Consider the following 16,281-nt stretch of genomic DNA (forward strand, 5'->3'; position numbering starts at 1 on the left):
CGATGAGGCGAAACCTGACGAATGTTCGACGCCGACTCCATTCTTTCCGCCATCATTCAGATAAAAAACGTCAATGACGCGGTTATTCCCCGGGTTTGCCCAAAGACGTATCTGTAGGAGTATCTCCGGGCTTCCTGGCCAGCAGGTCACGAATTTGTTCCAGAAGTTCTTCCTGCCGTGTTGGTGGCGGCGGTGGCGCGGTGGACTCCTTCTCGCGAGTCCGCAGCCGATTGATCTGCTTGATGACGACGAACAGCGCCGCACCAACGATCAGAAACTGAACGACGGCATTGATGAATAGCCCGATATTCATCGTCGCGGCGCCGGCCTCCTGGGCTTGTACGAGCGTCTCGAAGGAGCCGCCGGAGAGCGTAATGAAGATGTTGGAAAAATCCATTCCGCCCATTAGCAAACCGATCGGCGGCATCAGGATGTCATTGACCAAAGAATTTACGATCGTTGTAAAAGCCGCCCCCAAAACCAGCCCGACCGCCAGATCGATTACATTCCCTCTCGCTATGAACGCCTTGAATTCGTTCAACATTCTCGATCTCCGGAGTCAATGAACAATTATTGCTTTTCCGGATTATTCCATTGACAACTGAAACAGTGCAAATGAATTTTCGGACAAATGGCTGGCGTGTCGAAGGTATTTTGGGTTAGATCAATTCGGAACTTCCATCACGCCGTTCGAGTAGTCGGCGCACTTCGGCCGCGACCGCTGGTGTATCGTTGACCGGGTCGTATGCCCAGGGCGCATCGAGGCGGCCTGAAAACGGCCGCGTCGCCCCCTCTTCGCGCATATCCTGGTGAAATCGCCGAAAGCGTTTGGTGCCGCCTGGCAGATCTGCGACATAGACCGGACGGCCGGTAGCGCAGGCTTCCGTCACCATCGAAACACTGTCGGACGTCACGACGATGTAGTCGGCAGCGCTGAGGATGGCAAAATAGGGATTGTCGCCCTGCCCTTTGCTCTTTGATCCGTCCCACAGCCGGTATCGAGACCCGACCAGACTTTCTTTCAGTGCATTCAGAGCTGCCTCCGGTGTCCGGCGGGATGACGTTATCCAGGCGCTTCCGCCAGATTGCCGCAGCATATCGGCAAGAGTCTTGCCGATTTTGGCAAACGTCTCTGGATCTCCGCGATGGCTGTTGCTGGCCCCACCGAGCAGCACGCCGATCAAAGGGCGGGAAGACTCGGCAATCGTATCGGAAAACGCTGTCCGAGCCGCGGCCAACCGTTCCGATGTCACCAGATGGACAGCGCCACGGGTGGACAAAACGTTCTGCCCGGAAAGCCTGTCATGTTTGGGGGGGACGACCAGATCGAAATACCGCGGTGATATCCGCGGGTCCTGGACATGTACTGTCAGCGTCCGACCGCGGCTCGCCCGCTTGATTGCCACCGAGAGTATGGCGGGCCTTCCGCCGCAGGTTATGAGCAGATCCGGCCACGGCGGTGCCGGGCGTACGCCGTCAAGGCGGGCACGGCTAAGGACGCCAAGGGTCGCATAGCCCGGAAGCCACTTCCAGGGTGCGGGTATCATCGCCAACTTGTGTTCGTAATCGATACCTATTGCCGAAGCCAGTCCAAGCGCCTGACTCTTCATGCCGGCCTCGCCCGTGGTAATCACCCAGCAGCGCGAACGACCATCATCGACAATGGACATCGGAGAAGCGCCTCGGTCAGGCACCGTTGGCGGTTACGGTCTGATCCGGATAGGCCAGTTCGTGTGTGTTACGCCATTCAGTCGTCACGTAGTTGATAATCAGACTGCGACGAATTCCATTTATCTGGCGGCGATGGAAACCGTGCCACGAATGATCGGACGGCACAAAAATCATGCCGGCATTGTAAGGAGAAGAAACGGTCTTGACGATCTCATGCTCTCTGTCCAGGACATCAGTGCCCCAGGTCTCAGACCCCGGTCCATCGGAAAGATAGATCATCATGGTGAATTTCTTCGGGCCTACATCGGTATGAGGACCAAGCCAGAATCCGCCGGTATCCTGTGTATACTCAATCCGGAGAAAAGTGTCTTCCAGTTGAGCGCCGCAGGTCCGTTCGAGCGCAGCAATGCAGTGCGGTGATTGGAGTGCCGCCGACAAATCCTCCAGCACGGGAAATTCGCGCCGTTCGTTCGGGCTGATGAACTGCCGCGACTCGTTATGGGAATCCCGCTTGCCCTCGGTGTCTTCGATCGCTGGCGGAGGAAACGGCAGACTTCTGATGGCTTCGCAGGTCTCAACCGGCAGGCAGCCGGCGAGAATCCAGTGATCGTAAGGGTACCCATCGTGACGACTGGATGCCAGAGACGCCAGAAACGTATCGAGTACTTTGCCCATGACTGCGATCCTAGAGATAAGGCACTCAGTGCATCCAGTGCGCCAAGCCAATGTCAGATGGTCGTCCGTGTATTGGGGGTATGGTCGGAGCGGCGGGATTCGAACCCACGACCCCCAGTCCCCCAGACTGGTGCGCTACCAGACTGCGCTACGCTCCGCCCGTCTCGCGGACACTGATTGGTCCGGCACGAGTGGCCGGACTATAATCAGGGAACGACAGCCAACGCAACGGTAAACGTCTCAATTTCCGTCGTGCCCGCCCCCGTCGATCATTCTTTCTTCGGATTCTGTGATCGGCTTGTCGGAGGTCAATCGTTCCCGCAGATCCTGCATGACAGCCAGCACGGCCTCCAACTCCCTTCGAACGGGCCCAGGCAGATCTTCGCTGGTTTGATCCCCATGGACCGCCGCATCGGCATCTTCCTCGCCTTCGATGCCCGTATCTTTGCCTGGATCTTCAGAGGAGTCGGCGTCGGCCGTGGCTCCGAAGCCCTCACCTGGAGCCTCAGCAGTGACATCTGCTGACTCACCGGCATCAGGCCCCTGATGCCCCGGTTTGTCTTTGGCCGGGCCTTCAGGCGGTCCGACTGGTGACTCTTCGGCATCACCGGAAACCTGAGCTGCGCCAACGTCGTGCCCGGTGGCACTGCCGTGCACGCTGTCACCGTCACCCTTCTCTGATTCGGATAGTGAACTTCCCGGCGTCCGAACTTCCTCGGGCGTCGGATCCTGAATACGCTCTTCCGGAATTGATGACGACCCGGCTTCATCGGTCATGACGGCACGAGCCCGTTCAGCCGCCCGTCCTTCACGAAGAAGCTTCTGGACGCCCTTGATCGTATAGCCTTCTTTGTAAAGGAGGACCTGAATGCGGCGAAGCAGCGTGATGTCTTCCGGCCGATAATAGCGCCGGCCACCCCCGCGTTTCAGGGGCTTGACCTGGGAAAACTTCGTCTCCCAGAATCGCAACACATGTTGAGGAATTTCAAGCTCATCCGAGACTTCGCTGATCGTCCGATACGCGGTCGGCGATTTTCGTGCAGACCGGCCGGCGTCTGCCCGCCCTGTTGCGGCGCCATCGGCTGACACTACAGCATTCTCCTGTCGTCCTGCTCCGACTTCTACCATCTGACGGCCACCGAGTTCTGCGCCTGCGTGCCTCCGACGGCCCTCACTCTCGCGACTCCGCGGAAGAGGAACCATTCAAGCGAGCGGCCAAGCGACCGGAATTGATCCGGTCTTTCAAGACATGGCTTGCGCGGAATACCAGCACTCGCCGCGGCAGAATCGGTACTTCTTCCCCGGTTTTGGGGTTGCGGCCGACGCGCTCACCTTTCTGGCGGACAGAAAAACTTCCGAAGGACGAAATTTTTACAACGTCGTCGCGCTCCAACGCCTGGCAAATTTCTTCAAGTACCGTCTCAACGAGGTCCGCGGACTCGTTGCGGGAAAGTCCAACTTCCTCGTAAACGGCTTCGCTGAGCTGCGCGCGCGTCAAAGTTTCAGACATGACCTTCCCCTCTATTACGGAGAAAGAATATCGTGGCTGAAATATGGCGTCAATTACAAAGAGTTGGCGGGAGGCTTTAAAGTGTTGTCTCGGTACTGAGAGCCGGCTTCAATCTCACCAGCGGATCAAGGCCGACGCCCAGGTAAATCCGCCACCCATCGCTTCGAGGAGAACCAGGTCGCCTTTGCGAATGCGCCCGTCGCCGACACCCTCTGCCAGAGCAAGCGGAATGGAGGCTGCGGAGGTATTCGCATGGCGATCGACCGAGATGACGACGCGACTCATCGGTATGCCCAGCTTTTTGGCGGTAGCTTCGATTATCCGGCGATTTGCCTGGTGGGGAACAACCCAATTGATTTCTTCAGGGGAAAATCCGGTCGTCGCCAGAGCTTCGTCGATTACCTCGGACATCTTGGAGACGGCGTGCTTGAAGACCTCGCGGCCTTGCATCCGGAGTTTTCCGGCCGTACCGGTCGATGACGGGCCGCCATCGACGTAAAGCATGTCATGGTAACGTCCGTCGGAATGAAGATGCGTGGTCAGAATTCCGAAGTCGTCGTAGGTGCCGAATCCGGTTTCGGCGGCCAGAACAACGGCGCCGGCGCCGTCTCCGAACAGAACGCAGGTGGAGCGGTCGTCCCAGTCGAGGATGCGTGAGAAAGTTTCTGCTCCGATGACGAGCGCGCGACGCGACTGTCCCAATCGGATGTGATTGTCGGCAAGAGTCAAGGCATAAACGAAGCCCGAGCACACAGCCTGAACGTCATAGGCCATTCCCCGGGTCATTCCCAAGCCTGACTGAACACGAACTGCCGTCGCCGGAAAGGTTTGATCGGGCGTCGCCGTCGCCAAGACGATGAGGTCGAGTTCGCTACCGGAGATTCCCGCGGCGTCCAGCGCGTTTCGCGCGGCCGACAAGGCCAGATCGGACGTCATTTCTGAATCTGCAGCGATATGCCGCTGCCGGATTCCGGTTCTCTGAAAGATCCAGTCATCCGATGTGTCGACGATATCCGCCATGTCGGCATTCGTCAGTATTTTCTCTGGCAGGTAACTTCCTACGCCGATGATCCGAGAGCGCGTTGCTGTCATACCTGTTATCCCGCTGCCACATCGGCAGACCCGACGGACGCTACACCCTCTTTTGCGGCTCCATTGGAATCGATCAAAGAACCAAAATCACCACGCTGAAACTCTTCGATGACTTTCGCATTGAAGCTGTTCTGCGCCAAATCCGCCGCGACTCCTATTGCGTTTGCGAAGCCGGTAGCGTCGGTTCCGCCATGGCTCTTGACGCATATGCCCCGAAGTCCAAGAAACATCGCACCATTATATCGCCGCGGGTCCGCGCGGACACGAAGTTTTCTGAACGCACTACGGGCGAACAGATAGCCAATCCTGGCCATCAGCGACGATTGCAACGTCTGTTTCATCCACTCGGCATAGAGCTTTGCCGTCCCCTCTGCCGTCTTCAGGGCAACATTGCCGGTAAAACCATCCGTCACCACGACGTCCACGACACCGGCGGTAATATCGTTGCCTTCAACGAATCCGTCGAATCGACCGGGAAGCGGGCACTCCTGGAGAATCGCGGCGGCCTCCCGGACGACCTCTGATCCCTTCAGGGCTTCGGCCCCAACATTGAGAAGGCCGATCGTCGGCGTGCGGGTTCCAAGGACGGCCTTTGAAAACAAGGCGCCCATGACAGCGAATTGGGCAAGATGGCCCGATTTGCATTCGACGTTCGCGCCAAGGTCGAGAAGGACGCTCTCGCCCTTTTGCGTTGGTATGATTGCCGCGATGGCCGGACGGTCGATGCCGGGCAATGTCTTTAGCACATACTTTGCCATCGCCATCAACGCACCGGTATTACCGGCGGAAACGACGCACGATGCCTCGCCCGCGCTGACCGCATCGATCGCAAGCCGCATGCTCGACTGGCGACCGCTACGCAACGCGACTGACGGTTTCGCGTCATTGGTGACAAATTCGTCGGTGTGCCGAATCTGCGACACCGCGGCTAAAGCCTGTCGGCTGTCTATAAGCGGCCTCAGCCGCTTTTCGTCGCCGAATATCAAGAACGAAATATCCGGGTAGCGGCTCAGTGCGATCTCTGCACCGGAAATTACGCATTCGGGTGCATTGTCCCCACCCATTGCATCCAGTGCAACGGTCAGCGACGTATCCGCACCCGAATATGTATCATTGTTGTTTTCGATTCCTGCCGACATGTCCCCGACCGCTTAGCCGTCCATACGGGTCGCCGCCGAGGAATCAAGCCTCAGCGGCTGCGCTAACGACCTCACGGCCGTCATAGTAGCCGCAGGAACCGCACACATGGTGCGGAAGTTTGGTCTCTCCGCAATTCGGGCATTCGCCGACGGCCACGGATTTCAATCCAAGATGGGACCGGCGCATGTCCCGGCGGGATTTGGAGGTCTTCTTCTTTGGAACAGCCATGATCTGATACTCTTTCGCGAAAATAGGCGCTCATTGCAAGGACAGCCGGAACCCCGCTGCCTGCTGCGGGCCGTTTCTTAGAGGAATTTGGCGGCATGGGCAAGGGCGACGCGTGACAAAGCACAATTACGGGCGCGCAGGTCAGTGCTGCCGATCTTTCAAGCGGGCGAGCGCCGCGAACGGATTTGGCTTCTCGTCGTCATCCTCGGCATTCCGATCAACCATGCTTGTCGTCTCGGGAGGCTCTACCCCTGGCTTTCTGGGATGAGGGTCCAGCGCCAGTGACAGATGCTGGGCAACGATTTCTCCGATATCCAGAATGTTTCCGTCCAGTGGCTCCGGATCTTCGTCTGACAGCGGGTCGATGTCCACAATATCGACATGGATGTCAGCGGGAACGGCCGCAAGCGACAGATCGATATCTTCAGATACGCTGCTTTCGAACGACTCAAGGCTTACGACGCAGTATTGGCTTACGCGCGCCTCGAACCGGCCGCGAACCCGGACGATCCCCGTCGCCAGCGATAACTTTACCGTCAGATCGGCCGACAGAGCATGGATCGCCTCCAGGCCCAGCCGCCTGGCCAGCGATTGGCATTCCCCATCCTTTGCAGAGATCGATCGCTCGACAGCATCTGTCGGCAGACGGTCGACGCGAAGTGGACGGCTGAATTCCGGCATACCGGCATTTGGCTCGGTCATCGGCTCCTCCCGGTTACAACGGGCCAGTTACAACGGGCGCGCTCTTGCTCATGAAGAGGCCTCGCCAGGCGGTGCGGGAAAGCGGATGACGGCCGCTCTGATGTCGGCGGCCTCCTGCCGGCGCAGAAGTACACGGGCCTCAACAACGTAGTCTGCCATCATCCTGATGGCCTCCGTCGTCGGTTCTGCCACGGTCCCGAAAAGGTTTCTGCGCAGTGCCTCGTCCAAGGACTCCGCATCGCCCCCATCCAGCGCCGCTTGATAACTCAATGCACGTCCGTAGAAAGCCTCGCCCATCTTGCGGACGCGCTTGCCAACGCTCATATCGCCCACGCCCATTTCACGAAGATTGTGGTCCATATCGGCGAACATGTAATCAAACAGGGCTTGCGCGAAGTCGGCATCACGGCTGTCAGCGCCACTGTTCCGGGGCCCGCGCACATCTTCGGCTTTCTGTTCAGGTTCTGCCCGCCACTGCAACCGGTCGAGAAGCAGAAACACGTGCAGCACCACCAATTCGAACCGCCCGTCGATCGTATCCGGCACACCGGCCGTATCGTAAAAGCCGGGCTGCCTGGCGGCGTCGACGAGAGAGACGTATGCCTCCGCGGCCGGCCGTTTATCCATCGCCCGTGATGGCTGTCCGAGCAGCCGCTCAAGAATCACCGATCTGTCCCCTTCGTCGCAAAAGACACCGAGCGGCGAGCCCGCTTGGACGTCGCTCCATCTCGACCCTCTACAAATGGCCGTACATGGTGTAAACGTCAATCCGTGCCACCGCGCTCGTGCCCGCGCGCCCGCTGCATCGGTGCTGTCCATCATGTAGGGCGTCACGGCGGAGGGGCACGACGGAATCATTGCAGTCCAGGGATTTGCTCGATGGCGCTCAGAAGTTTTGTTAAGTTCCCTGCCGTGGCAGCCACGGCGCTCGTATTGCTCTCCTGCAGCCCGATCGTCGAAACGCGCGGTAACATGATCGACGACCGCCGCCTCAACCAGATCAATGTGGGGCAGACGACGCGCGACGATGCTGCATTCATCCTCGGCACGCCATCGGCCACAGCCCCATTTCAGGAGGATGAGGCCTGGTTCTATATCGGTCAGGTAGCGGAAACGCGGGCCTTCTTCGAGCCGCAGATCGTTGAACGGCAGGTGGTAGCGCTCACTTTCGACCAGCAGGGATTCGTTTCAGCGGTCGAGCGGCTCAACCTTGAGGATGGTGAGAACGTCGATCTCGTCAATCGGGAGACTCCGACGCGTGGTCGGGAAATGTCGATAATGGAACAGCTCTTGGGCAATCTGGGACAGCGCCTCGGCCAGAGTATGGACTAGGGATTTGCGGGGCAGCCCCGGCAGACCCGATTGGCAGAAACGCACCCAGGCAATAACCAACACCCGCGAACGGACAAGACCCGGAGCCGTGGCCCCGGGTCTTGTCCGTTCGAACTATATGCCGGATGCGTCAGACGTTTCTGAGCGGCCGCTCGGCGATCATTTGAACAAGAACGTCGCGGACGGCGTTCTCACCCATCACGGAAGCACTTACGGCCATGAGGCGCCGCTTCACATGATCGAGGTTGACGACACCGTTGCGCACGCCCCTTCCTTCGTGGAGGTCCCCATACATGTCGGCAAGGAACGCATCGTTCAATCGCGGCGCCTGATCTATCAGACTGTCGCCCACTTCGTTGCTGTCAACCTGAAGCATAATCTGCAACGTCACCAACCGCGTTACCTGACCGTTGGCGATGACAGGTATTCTTATCGGCTCAAATTCGACGAATATCGGATCCGGAGCGGCAGCCTCTGTCTCCGGCAGCATCGCTGCCAGTGCATCGCCGTGCTTCATGAATGCCCATCCGCCGACACCGACGGCGCCGACAAGGGCCAGCACCAGAACGGCTGCCATCAGCTTCTTCATTTACATCCCTTCCTGGAACGAATCATCGGTATTTCTTGCTTCACTCTAGCAAGTCAGCGATCAACAAATCCTTAAACCATGGATTTTACGGGCTTTTTTACTGACTTTCATGCTCTCGTCCGCTGCATCAACGTCGGAACGATCAAGTCTAGAAATGGGTCCAGCTGCCCTGGCTTTCGATTTCGCGGCCGCTTGCGTCAAGAAGACGAACGGCGTTACCGGAAACGACGGTTCCAATCTTCGTGATCGGGGTAGCCGCATTTCCGAGCAGGCGGTCGACCGCCACCTCATCGCGCGCCGTAAACAGGAGTTCGTAATCATCGCCGCCCGATGCCAGTTCCGCCATCGCGACACCGCCCATTTCAATGGCCTTTGCCGCATGCGAGGAAATGGGGATCGAAGAAAGAAAAATATCGATACCGACACCCGAACTGCGGGCGATATGGGCGGCGTCACCCACCAGACCATCGGAAACGTCGAGGCAAGCGCCGGGCGGAGTGACTTCAACCAAGCGCTTTCCAATGTCTAGACGCGGAGTCGGAAGTTCGAATCGGGCAGACAACTGAGCCCGGACATCATCCGGACATTTGTCCATCTCACCCTTCATGACTCTGAGGCCAAGATATGCATCGCCGAGCGTGCCGGTGACAAAGACGCTATCGCCGACCGTAGCACTGGAGCGCCGGAGCCCGTCAGCATCGGCCGGCAGCAAGCCGAAAGCCGTGATCGTCACCACGGCCGGCCCCGACGTCGAAACCGAGTCGCCGCCAGCCAGACCGATTCCGAAGTGATCCTGGTCGACCGACAGGCCCTGGGCAAACTGTTCGAGCCACCCGCTACCGGTTTCGGATCCGAGAGCGGTGTTGAGCGTATAGACCCAGGGTTCCGCCCCCATTGCGGCGAGATCCGAAAGATTGACCCGCAGCAGCTTGCGGGCGACGGTGGACGGCGATTGCACGGGCAGCCAATGCACCCCTTCGACCATTGTATCGGTCGTTACGACCAGCTTCTTTCCCGGTGGCGGAGACAGTACGGCCGCATCATCGTCTAACCCCAGGGCCCCTTCGACCCTGGCGGCCAACGGCTTCAAGAAACGATCTATGCGCGCGAATTCACCGACGGGCGCGCTGGCCTCGCCGCCTTCCGGATCATGAATGGACATGGATTAACCGCCTGGACATTGCGCTATCCGCCGCAAGAGTCCCGTCGGGACCGAAGTTGCGCCTAGATCGCTCGGTCGTTGAAGCTGTCGGGCGCATCGGATGAGGTTTCCTCCTGCTCGCCAGACGGGGCCTCGCCGACATCAGAACTGCCGGCCGGATTGGCGTGGGACTGTTGATTGTCGGGCGAAAATTCGGTTGCGAGATCAGCGCTGTTATCAAGCGGCGGTGGCAAGTCCGCCGCTGCATCGGCTTTTGCGCCCTCACCCGGCCGAATGGATCGGGACAAACGGTCGAGCACGGCATTGACCATTGCCGGCTCCTTCCCGCCGAAGAACGCCTGCGCCACATGTACATATTCAGTGATGATGATGCCGGGCGAAACCAGCGGGTTTTCAAGCAGTTCCCAGGTGCCGCTCTTGAGGATGACCTTGAGCAGAAGTTCAACGCGGTCCAGCGACCATGAATTGCTCATGGCATCGGCAACCATCGGCTCCAACTCACCCGATCGCTGGGCCGTTCCGCGAACGATGTCGGCGAAGAGCTGCGGGTCCGGCGATACGTATTCATCGCCATCGATCTGGGCGCCAAAGCGAAAGTGAACGAATTCTCCGATCACACGCTCAACATCCGAGTTGATCAGCATGACTTGGTAGAGTGCCTGGACCGCCGACAATCTGGCGGCCGAACGCCGGGCTTTGGCTGATGGCCGATGTTTAGACATGAATATTCGCTTGTCCAAAAAAGTTGCCGTCCAGAGACCGGCAATTGCGGGGTGTTCTACGGCCGGGTCATAAACCGAAATGCCGACGCAACGCAATCATATCAAGGCAAGCCCGAGCCACGGCTCCACCCTTGTTCTTTTGATCGACCGAGGCTCGTGTCCAGGCCTGCGCATGGTCTTCGCAGGTGAGTATGCCATTTGCGACAGCCAGTTTTTCCCGGACCGCGAGATCCTGAAGTCCGCGTGCGCTCTCGCCGCAGACATAATCATAGTGCGTGGTTTCACCGCGAATGACGCACCCAAGGGCGACAAACCCATCGAAGCCGGGCAGCAAGCGGCCCTGCCTGGCAGCATCGTGAGCGAAAGCGATTGCCGCCGGTATTTCCAGTGCGCCTGGAACGGCTATACGTTCATATGTGGCGCCGGAATGGTCGAGAACGGTTGTTGCACCGGCCATCAGGGCGTCGGCAATGTCCGTGTAGAATCGGCCCTCCACGATCAGGATCGTGGTGCTGGTAGCGGTCATGGCAATTCATCCCTGTCGCGATCCGGAAATCCGGTTGATCGGCACCGGCATTGGTGGCCCGGCGCTCGGTCTGCCGCCGTCATGATGGTCTCGGGATTGGCCGTCGCTCGACGATCTCGAGCCCGTATCCTTCAAGCCCGATGACGTTGCGCTGGGAATTGGATAACAACGCCATTGTCCGAACGCCAAGATCCAGGAGTATCTGTGCGCCCACGCCATAGTCACGCAGCTCGCGCCGGGTGTCGGTGCCGGTTTGACCGTCGAGGCGCGCCTTCAGGCGCTCTGTCAAACTGTCAGGACGCGGTTCGCGGATCAGTACGACGACTCCCCGGCCCTCCCGGCCGATAGCCGTCATCGCACGATGCAGGTCTCCCGCGCCGCTTCCGCCCTCGTCACCCAGGACATCATCCAGCACGTTCAGCTGATGCATCCTGACCGGCACCGGATCGGCATTGCCGGCAATGTCGCCTTTGACCAGGGCGATATGCTCGGCATAGGAAACTGTGTTGACGTAGATCACCATGTGCCAGTCGCCGCCGAACCGGCTTTGCAATTCCGTCTCCAGCTTGCGTTCAACCATGCGTTCATGGCGTCGGCGATAGGCGATCAGATCGGCGATCGTCCCGATACGCAGGCCGTGATACTGGGCAAACCGGACGAGATCAGGCAGACGGGCCATGGACCCGTCGTCATTCATGATCTCGCAGATGACGCCGGCCGGCGCCCATCCGCCAATGCGCGCCAGATCGACGGCCGCCTCCGTGTGGCCCGCACGCACCAAAGTTCCGCCATCCCGTGCCATGAGCGGAAATACGTGACCCGGCGTCGTCAGGTCGCCGCGCCCTTTTGTCGGGTCGACGGCAACGGCGACGCTGCGCGCGCGATCCGCAGCCGAAATCCCGGTGGTCACGCCTTCGCGGGCCTCGATGGAGACGGTAAAGGCCGTCGAATGACGCGAGACATTCGATTGCTCCATCAGCGGCAAGCCGAGTTGCTCGATCCGTTCGCGGGTCATCGCCAGGCAGATCAGGCCGCGCCCGTATTTGGCCATGAAGTTGACGGCATCGGCGTCCGCCTTTTCGGCCGGGATGACGAGATCGCCCTCGTTTTCGCGATCCTCATCGTCGACCAGGATGAACATGCGCCCCCGGCTCGCCTCTTCGATGATATCCTCGATCGGAGAGATGAACTCCCGATCGGCGGCACTCAGCGGTGAATCGCTCACGTCGCCCCCGTTTCAGTCAGCCGCGCCACATAGCGGGCAAGCATGTCGGCCTCGAAATTGACGCGGTGTCCGGGCGACAGATCCCCGAAGGTCGTCACCGCGAAGGTGTGCGGGATGATATTGACGCCGAACCGCGTCATCTCGCCGGTATCGTCGACCTCGTTGACTGTCAGGGACACCCCGTCCAGCGCCACCGACCCCTTTGACGCAACGAATCGCCCGAATCGGCCGGGTATATCGAAAGCCAGTCGCCAGCTGTCGCCATCGGCATACTTGTCCGATACCAATGCAACGCAATCGACATGCCCGTAAACCAGATGGCCGCCCAATTCGTCGCCGAGTTTGAGCGATCTTTCCAGGTTCAGCCGCGTATCTTCCTGCCAGTCACCGAGGGTTGTCCGCGCCATGGTTTCCGCCGAAACGTCGACGGCGTACCACCCGCTGCCCTTTTCGACGACGGTAAGGCAGCAACCGTTGTGGGCGATCGAAGCGCCCAGATCGATCGATGCCACGTCGAAGCTCGTCGCAACGTAAAAGCGCTTGCCCCCACGTTCGGCATCAACAGCCCCGATCCGCCCGACATCCGTAATTATTCCTGTGAACATCCCCAAATCCTAGTGTCGTATCTCGAATCGGTCCAGGCTATCCGGGTCCAGCACGCGGTGCTCGATCGGCGTCAGTCCAACCGCATCACTCGCATCCGAGAGAGCAAGCGCCCCGATAGCCGGCACGGCATCGCCACCCAGCAGGGACGGCGCCCGGTACCAATCGACGTGATCCACCAAGTGGCGTCTGATCAGCGCGGCGGCAAGCCGGCCACCGCTTTCGACCAGCAACCGCGTGATGCCACGCGCCGCCAGCATTCGCAGTATTCGGTCGAGATCACCATCCCCGCCATCGAGGCCGACCATAGTCAGGACATCGCGCGCTCGTTCTCCACCATCAGCCGACGCCGCCACGGACCGGATGATCAGCGTGGGGGCCGCATTGTCGACGCGCAGCCGCGCAGTGGCGGGGATTCGCCCGCGACGATCGATCGCAATCCTCAGCGGCGACCGCGCGGCCAACCCCGGCAAACGGCAAGTCAGGGCCGGATCGTCGGCAATAACGGTATCGGCGCCGACCATGATGGCGTCGTGCCGCGCGCGCTCGGCGTGAGCATGCGCCCGCGCCACCGGCCCGGTGATCCAGCGGCTATGACCGTTTGCCGTGGCGGAACGCCCATCGGCGGTCGTCGCCAGTTTCAGAGTCACGAGCGGGCGGCCGTGTTCGATCCGCGACAGAAAGCCGGCAGCGACCGTGCGCGCCTGTTCCTCCAGCACGCCGACCGACAGGTCAATACCGGCACGCTGGATGGTGTTCAGCCCGCCACCGGCCACGCGGGGATCGGGATCGCCGCATCCCACGACCACCCGGCCGACACCGGCCGCGACCAGCGCCTCGGCACAGGGGGGCGTTTTGCCGTGGTGACTGCATGGTTCCAGGGAAACGTAACAGGTTGCGCCGCGGGCAAGGGCGCCGGCCTGCGCAAGCGCGACGGCTTCGGCGTGGGGCCGGCCACCGGGCATGGTCCAGCCGCGCCCAACCACCAGCCCGTCACGGACGATGATGGCACCCACAGCGGGATTGGGTGACGTGACACCCAGCGTCCGGACCGCCAGCGCCAGGGCCGCCGCCATATAGCGTTCGTCAATAATTGCCTGAGCTGCTGCCATCCATTCCCACCCCTGGGTTCCGCCCGCCGAATGGTTGCCGAAAGGCTACGAATCGGTATCGGTCGGCGGCGTCGGCGACAGCGTACCGACGAACTCGTTGAATTCCTCCGGCGCCCGGAAGTCCTTGTAGACCGACGCGTAACGGACATAAGCAACCCCGTCCAGCGTCTTCAGGGCATTCATGACCATTTCGCCGATGGTCTTGGAGGGAATTTCGCTTTCGCCCGAGCTCTCCAGTTGCCGAACCATCGAGTTCACGACCCGCTCAACGGCGGATTCGTCGACGTCACGTTTCCGCAGCGAGATCTGGAGCGATCGAGCCAGCTTGTCGCGGTCGAAGGGCTCCTTCTTGCCATGCGTTTTGACAACTGTCAGATCGCGCAACTGAATTCGTTCGAACGTGGTGAACCGTGCACCGCAGGCCGGGCAAAAGCGGCGTCGCCGGATGGCGGATCCGTCGTCCGTCGGGCGGGAATCCTTTACCTGGGTGTCATCATGTCCACAGAACGGGCAGCGCATGGATCGGATTCCCGGTACAAAGGCGTCGACACCAGCCGAGCCGGCCAATGAAGGCCGACACAGCCGGTGCCGATACAAGCGTCGATCAACCCGGTCAATAGTCCATCAGTAAATCGGGAACCGCTTGCACAGGCTGACGACACGATCACGTACGGCCGATTCGACCGATTTGTTATCGTCAGCATTCTTTGCCACGCCGTCCAGCACTTCCAGGATCATCGATCCGACTTCGCGGAATTCTTCCTGTCCGAAGCCTCTGGTTGTTGCCGCCGGGCTGCCCAATCTTACGCCCGAAGTGACCATGGGCTTTTCCGGGTCGAACGGAATGCCGTTCTTGTTGCAGGTGATGCCGGCATTCTCCAGCGTCGCTTCCGCAACACGGCCCGTGACGCCCTTTGGACGCAGGTCGACAAGCACGACATGGCTGTCGGTGCCGCCGGAGACGATGTCCAGCCCGCCTTCAACAAGTGTCGATGCCAGTGTTCTGGCATTCTCGACGACGTTGCGCGCATAGACCTTGAATTCGGGTGTCAGCGCCTCGCCGAATGCGACCGCCTTTGCGGCAATCACATGCATGAGCGGCCCGCCCTGCAGGCCCGGGAACACCGCGGAGTTGATCTTCTTCCCAAGATCGAGGTCATCGGAAAGAACCATACCGCCACGCGGGCCGCGCAACGTCTTGTGCGTCGTCGTTGTCACCACATGGGCATGCTTGATCGGCGACGGGTAAACACCCGCGGCAACCAGCCCCGCAAAATGGGCCATATCGACCAGGAACCAGGCGCCGACCTTGTCGGCAATTGCCCGGAATCGCGCGAAATCGATTTCCCGCGGATAGGCCGACCCGCCGGCAATGATCAGCTTCGGCTTTTCCTTGACGGCGAGAGCCTCGACTTCGTCATAGTCGATACGCGCGTCTTCTTTGCGAACCCCGTACTGAACGGCGTTGAACCACTTTCCGGATTGGTTCGGCGGCGCGCCGTGTGTCAGATGCCCGCCAGCGGCAAGCGAAAGACCCAGAATGGTCTCGCCGGGTTTCAGCAATGCCATGAACACGGCCTGATTCGCCTGAGCGCCGGAATGTGGCTGCACATTGGCGAATGCACAGTCGAAAAGCTTGCAGGCCCGGTCGATGGCCAGACTTTCGGCGATATCGACGTACTCGCAGCCGCCATAGTACCGGCGGTTCGGGTAGCCTTCGGCATATTTGTTTGTCAGGACCGTGCCCTGAGCCTCAAGGACTGCGCGCGACACGATGTTCTCGCTGGCGATCAGTTCGATCTGTTCTTGCTGGCGTTTCAGCTCTTTCTGGACCGATCCGAAAATCTCCGGATCCGCTTCGGAGAGGTGGCGGCTGAAGAAACCGTTATCCGCACGGGTATCAATGGCAGGTGAAGTGGTCATGGGGCATCCCCATTCGTTTTGTTCAAATGAAAATCGCGACGGCGCTCCGCTGGCCGACCAAAGCCGGAT

General features: G+C 60.0%; 20 protein-coding genes and 1 tRNA gene. 1 reads left to right on the forward strand and 20 read right to left on the reverse strand.

The features are described from left to right. Positions 1–82 precede the first annotated feature (82 nt). The 11 genes from mscL to ABZ728_RS11895 all read right to left on the reverse strand — a co-directional run bounded on the left by mscL (position 83) and on the right by ABZ728_RS11895 (position 7,564). Complete coding sequence (gene mscL / locus ABZ728_RS11845; RefSeq protein ID WP_366656340.1) at positions 83–544, reverse strand: large conductance mechanosensitive channel protein MscL; 462 nt, start codon at positions 542–544, stop codon at positions 83–85. 115 nt (positions 545–659) lie between these two features. Continuing rightward, positions 660–1,670 carry a mitochondrial fission ELM1 family protein gene (locus tag ABZ728_RS11850; protein ID WP_366656342.1) on the reverse strand — a complete coding sequence of 337 codons (1,011 nt, stop codon included), beginning with the start codon at positions 1,668–1,670 and terminating at the stop codon, positions 660–662. Between the two features lie 16 nt (positions 1,671–1,686). Beyond that, the gene (locus ABZ728_RS11855; protein WP_366656343.1) at positions 1,687–2,346 is read right to left on the reverse strand and encodes a 2OG-Fe(II) oxygenase; all 660 of its coding nucleotides are present in this window, start codon (positions 2,344–2,346) and stop codon (positions 1,687–1,689) included. A gap of 81 nt (positions 2,347–2,427) precedes the next feature. After that, positions 2,428–2,504: transfer RNA gene (locus ABZ728_RS11860), tRNA-Pro, on the reverse strand. An 82-nt stretch (positions 2,505–2,586) separates the two neighbouring features. Then, positions 2,587–3,435, reverse strand: coding sequence for a MerR family transcriptional regulator (locus ABZ728_RS11865; protein ID WP_366656344.1), 849 nt, complete (start codon positions 3,433–3,435; stop codon positions 2,587–2,589). Positions 3,436–3,517: 82 nt separating this feature from the next. Next, complete coding sequence (locus ABZ728_RS11870) at positions 3,518–3,856, reverse strand: integration host factor subunit alpha (protein ID WP_366656345.1); 339 nt, start codon at positions 3,854–3,856, stop codon at positions 3,518–3,520. Positions 3,857–3,970: 114 nt separating this feature from the next. Then, positions 3,971–4,948 (reverse strand): beta-ketoacyl-ACP synthase III, encoded by a 978-nt coding sequence (locus tag ABZ728_RS11875; RefSeq protein WP_366656346.1) that lies wholly within the window; start codon positions 4,946–4,948, stop codon positions 3,971–3,973. A 5-nt stretch (positions 4,949–4,953) separates the two neighbouring features. Continuing rightward, complete coding sequence (gene plsX, locus ABZ728_RS11880) at positions 4,954–6,087, reverse strand: phosphate acyltransferase PlsX (protein WP_366656347.1); 1,134 nt, start codon at positions 6,085–6,087, stop codon at positions 4,954–4,956. A 43-nt stretch (positions 6,088–6,130) separates the two neighbouring features. Beyond that, positions 6,131–6,316, reverse strand: a complete 186-nt coding sequence (gene rpmF, locus ABZ728_RS11885) for a 50S ribosomal protein L32 (protein ID WP_366656348.1) — start codon at positions 6,314–6,316, stop codon at positions 6,131–6,133. 141 nt (positions 6,317–6,457) lie between these two features. Next, positions 6,458–7,018 (reverse strand): DUF177 domain-containing protein, encoded by a 561-nt coding sequence (locus ABZ728_RS11890; RefSeq protein WP_366656350.1) that lies wholly within the window; start codon positions 7,016–7,018, stop codon positions 6,458–6,460. Between the two features lie 48 nt (positions 7,019–7,066). After that, positions 7,067–7,564, reverse strand: a complete 498-nt coding sequence (locus tag ABZ728_RS11895; protein ID WP_366656351.1) for a ubiquinol-cytochrome C chaperone family protein — start codon at positions 7,562–7,564, stop codon at positions 7,067–7,069. A gap of 333 nt (positions 7,565–7,897) precedes the next feature. Here ABZ728_RS11895 and ABZ728_RS11900 point away from each other — a divergent pair, with 333 nt between their 5' ends. Further along, positions 7,898–8,350, forward strand: coding sequence for an outer membrane protein assembly factor BamE (locus ABZ728_RS11900; RefSeq protein WP_366656352.1), 453 nt, complete (start codon positions 7,898–7,900; stop codon positions 8,348–8,350). Positions 8,351–8,480: 130 nt separating this feature from the next. Here the strand turns inward: ABZ728_RS11900 and ABZ728_RS11905 are convergent, their stop codons facing one another. The 9 genes from ABZ728_RS11905 to glyA all read right to left on the reverse strand — a co-directional run bounded on the left by ABZ728_RS11905 (position 8,481) and on the right by glyA (position 16,212). Continuing rightward, on the reverse strand, positions 8,481–8,939 hold the full coding sequence (locus ABZ728_RS11905; RefSeq protein WP_366656353.1) for a hypothetical protein: 459 nt from the start codon (positions 8,937–8,939) through the stop codon (positions 8,481–8,483). Between the two features lie 148 nt (positions 8,940–9,087). Next, complete coding sequence (thiL, locus tag ABZ728_RS11910) at positions 9,088–10,101, reverse strand: thiamine-phosphate kinase (protein WP_366656354.1); 1,014 nt, start codon at positions 10,099–10,101, stop codon at positions 9,088–9,090. A gap of 62 nt (positions 10,102–10,163) precedes the next feature. Then, on the reverse strand, positions 10,164–10,823 hold the full coding sequence (gene nusB, locus ABZ728_RS11915) for a transcription antitermination factor NusB (RefSeq protein ID WP_366656355.1): 660 nt from the start codon (positions 10,821–10,823) through the stop codon (positions 10,164–10,166). 67 nt (positions 10,824–10,890) lie between these two features. Beyond that, complete coding sequence (gene ribH / locus ABZ728_RS11920) at positions 10,891–11,349, reverse strand: 6,7-dimethyl-8-ribityllumazine synthase (protein WP_366656356.1); 459 nt, start codon at positions 11,347–11,349, stop codon at positions 10,891–10,893. 79 nt (positions 11,350–11,428) lie between these two features. Then, positions 11,429–12,574 carry a 3,4-dihydroxy-2-butanone-4-phosphate synthase gene (gene ribB / locus ABZ728_RS11925; RefSeq protein WP_366656357.1) on the reverse strand — a complete coding sequence of 382 codons (1,146 nt, stop codon included), beginning with the start codon at positions 12,572–12,574 and terminating at the stop codon, positions 11,429–11,431. Continuing rightward, positions 12,571–13,179, reverse strand: coding sequence for a riboflavin synthase (locus ABZ728_RS11930; RefSeq protein ID WP_366656359.1), 609 nt, complete (start codon positions 13,177–13,179; stop codon positions 12,571–12,573). The genes ribB and ABZ728_RS11930 overlap by 4 nt, the downstream gene beginning before the upstream one ends. Before the next feature lie 9 nt (positions 13,180–13,188). Next, the gene (ribD, locus tag ABZ728_RS11935) at positions 13,189–14,289 is read right to left on the reverse strand and encodes a bifunctional diaminohydroxyphosphoribosylaminopyrimidine deaminase/5-amino-6-(5-phosphoribosylamino)uracil reductase RibD (RefSeq protein ID WP_366656361.1); all 1,101 of its coding nucleotides are present in this window, start codon (positions 14,287–14,289) and stop codon (positions 13,189–13,191) included. Between the two features lie 45 nt (positions 14,290–14,334). After that, complete coding sequence (nrdR, locus tag ABZ728_RS11940; protein WP_366656363.1) at positions 14,335–14,808, reverse strand: transcriptional regulator NrdR; 474 nt, start codon at positions 14,806–14,808, stop codon at positions 14,335–14,337. 105 nt (positions 14,809–14,913) lie between these two features. Then, entirely contained in the window at positions 14,914–16,212 is a 1,299-nt protein-coding gene (gene glyA, locus ABZ728_RS11945) for a serine hydroxymethyltransferase (RefSeq protein WP_366656365.1), read from the reverse strand. Positions 16,213–16,281 lie beyond the last annotated feature (69 nt).

This window comes from Fodinicurvata sp. EGI_FJ10296 (assembly GCF_040712075.1).
In the GTDB taxonomy this organism is placed as follows: Bacteria; Pseudomonadota; Alphaproteobacteria; order DSM-16000; family Inquilinaceae; genus JBFCVL01.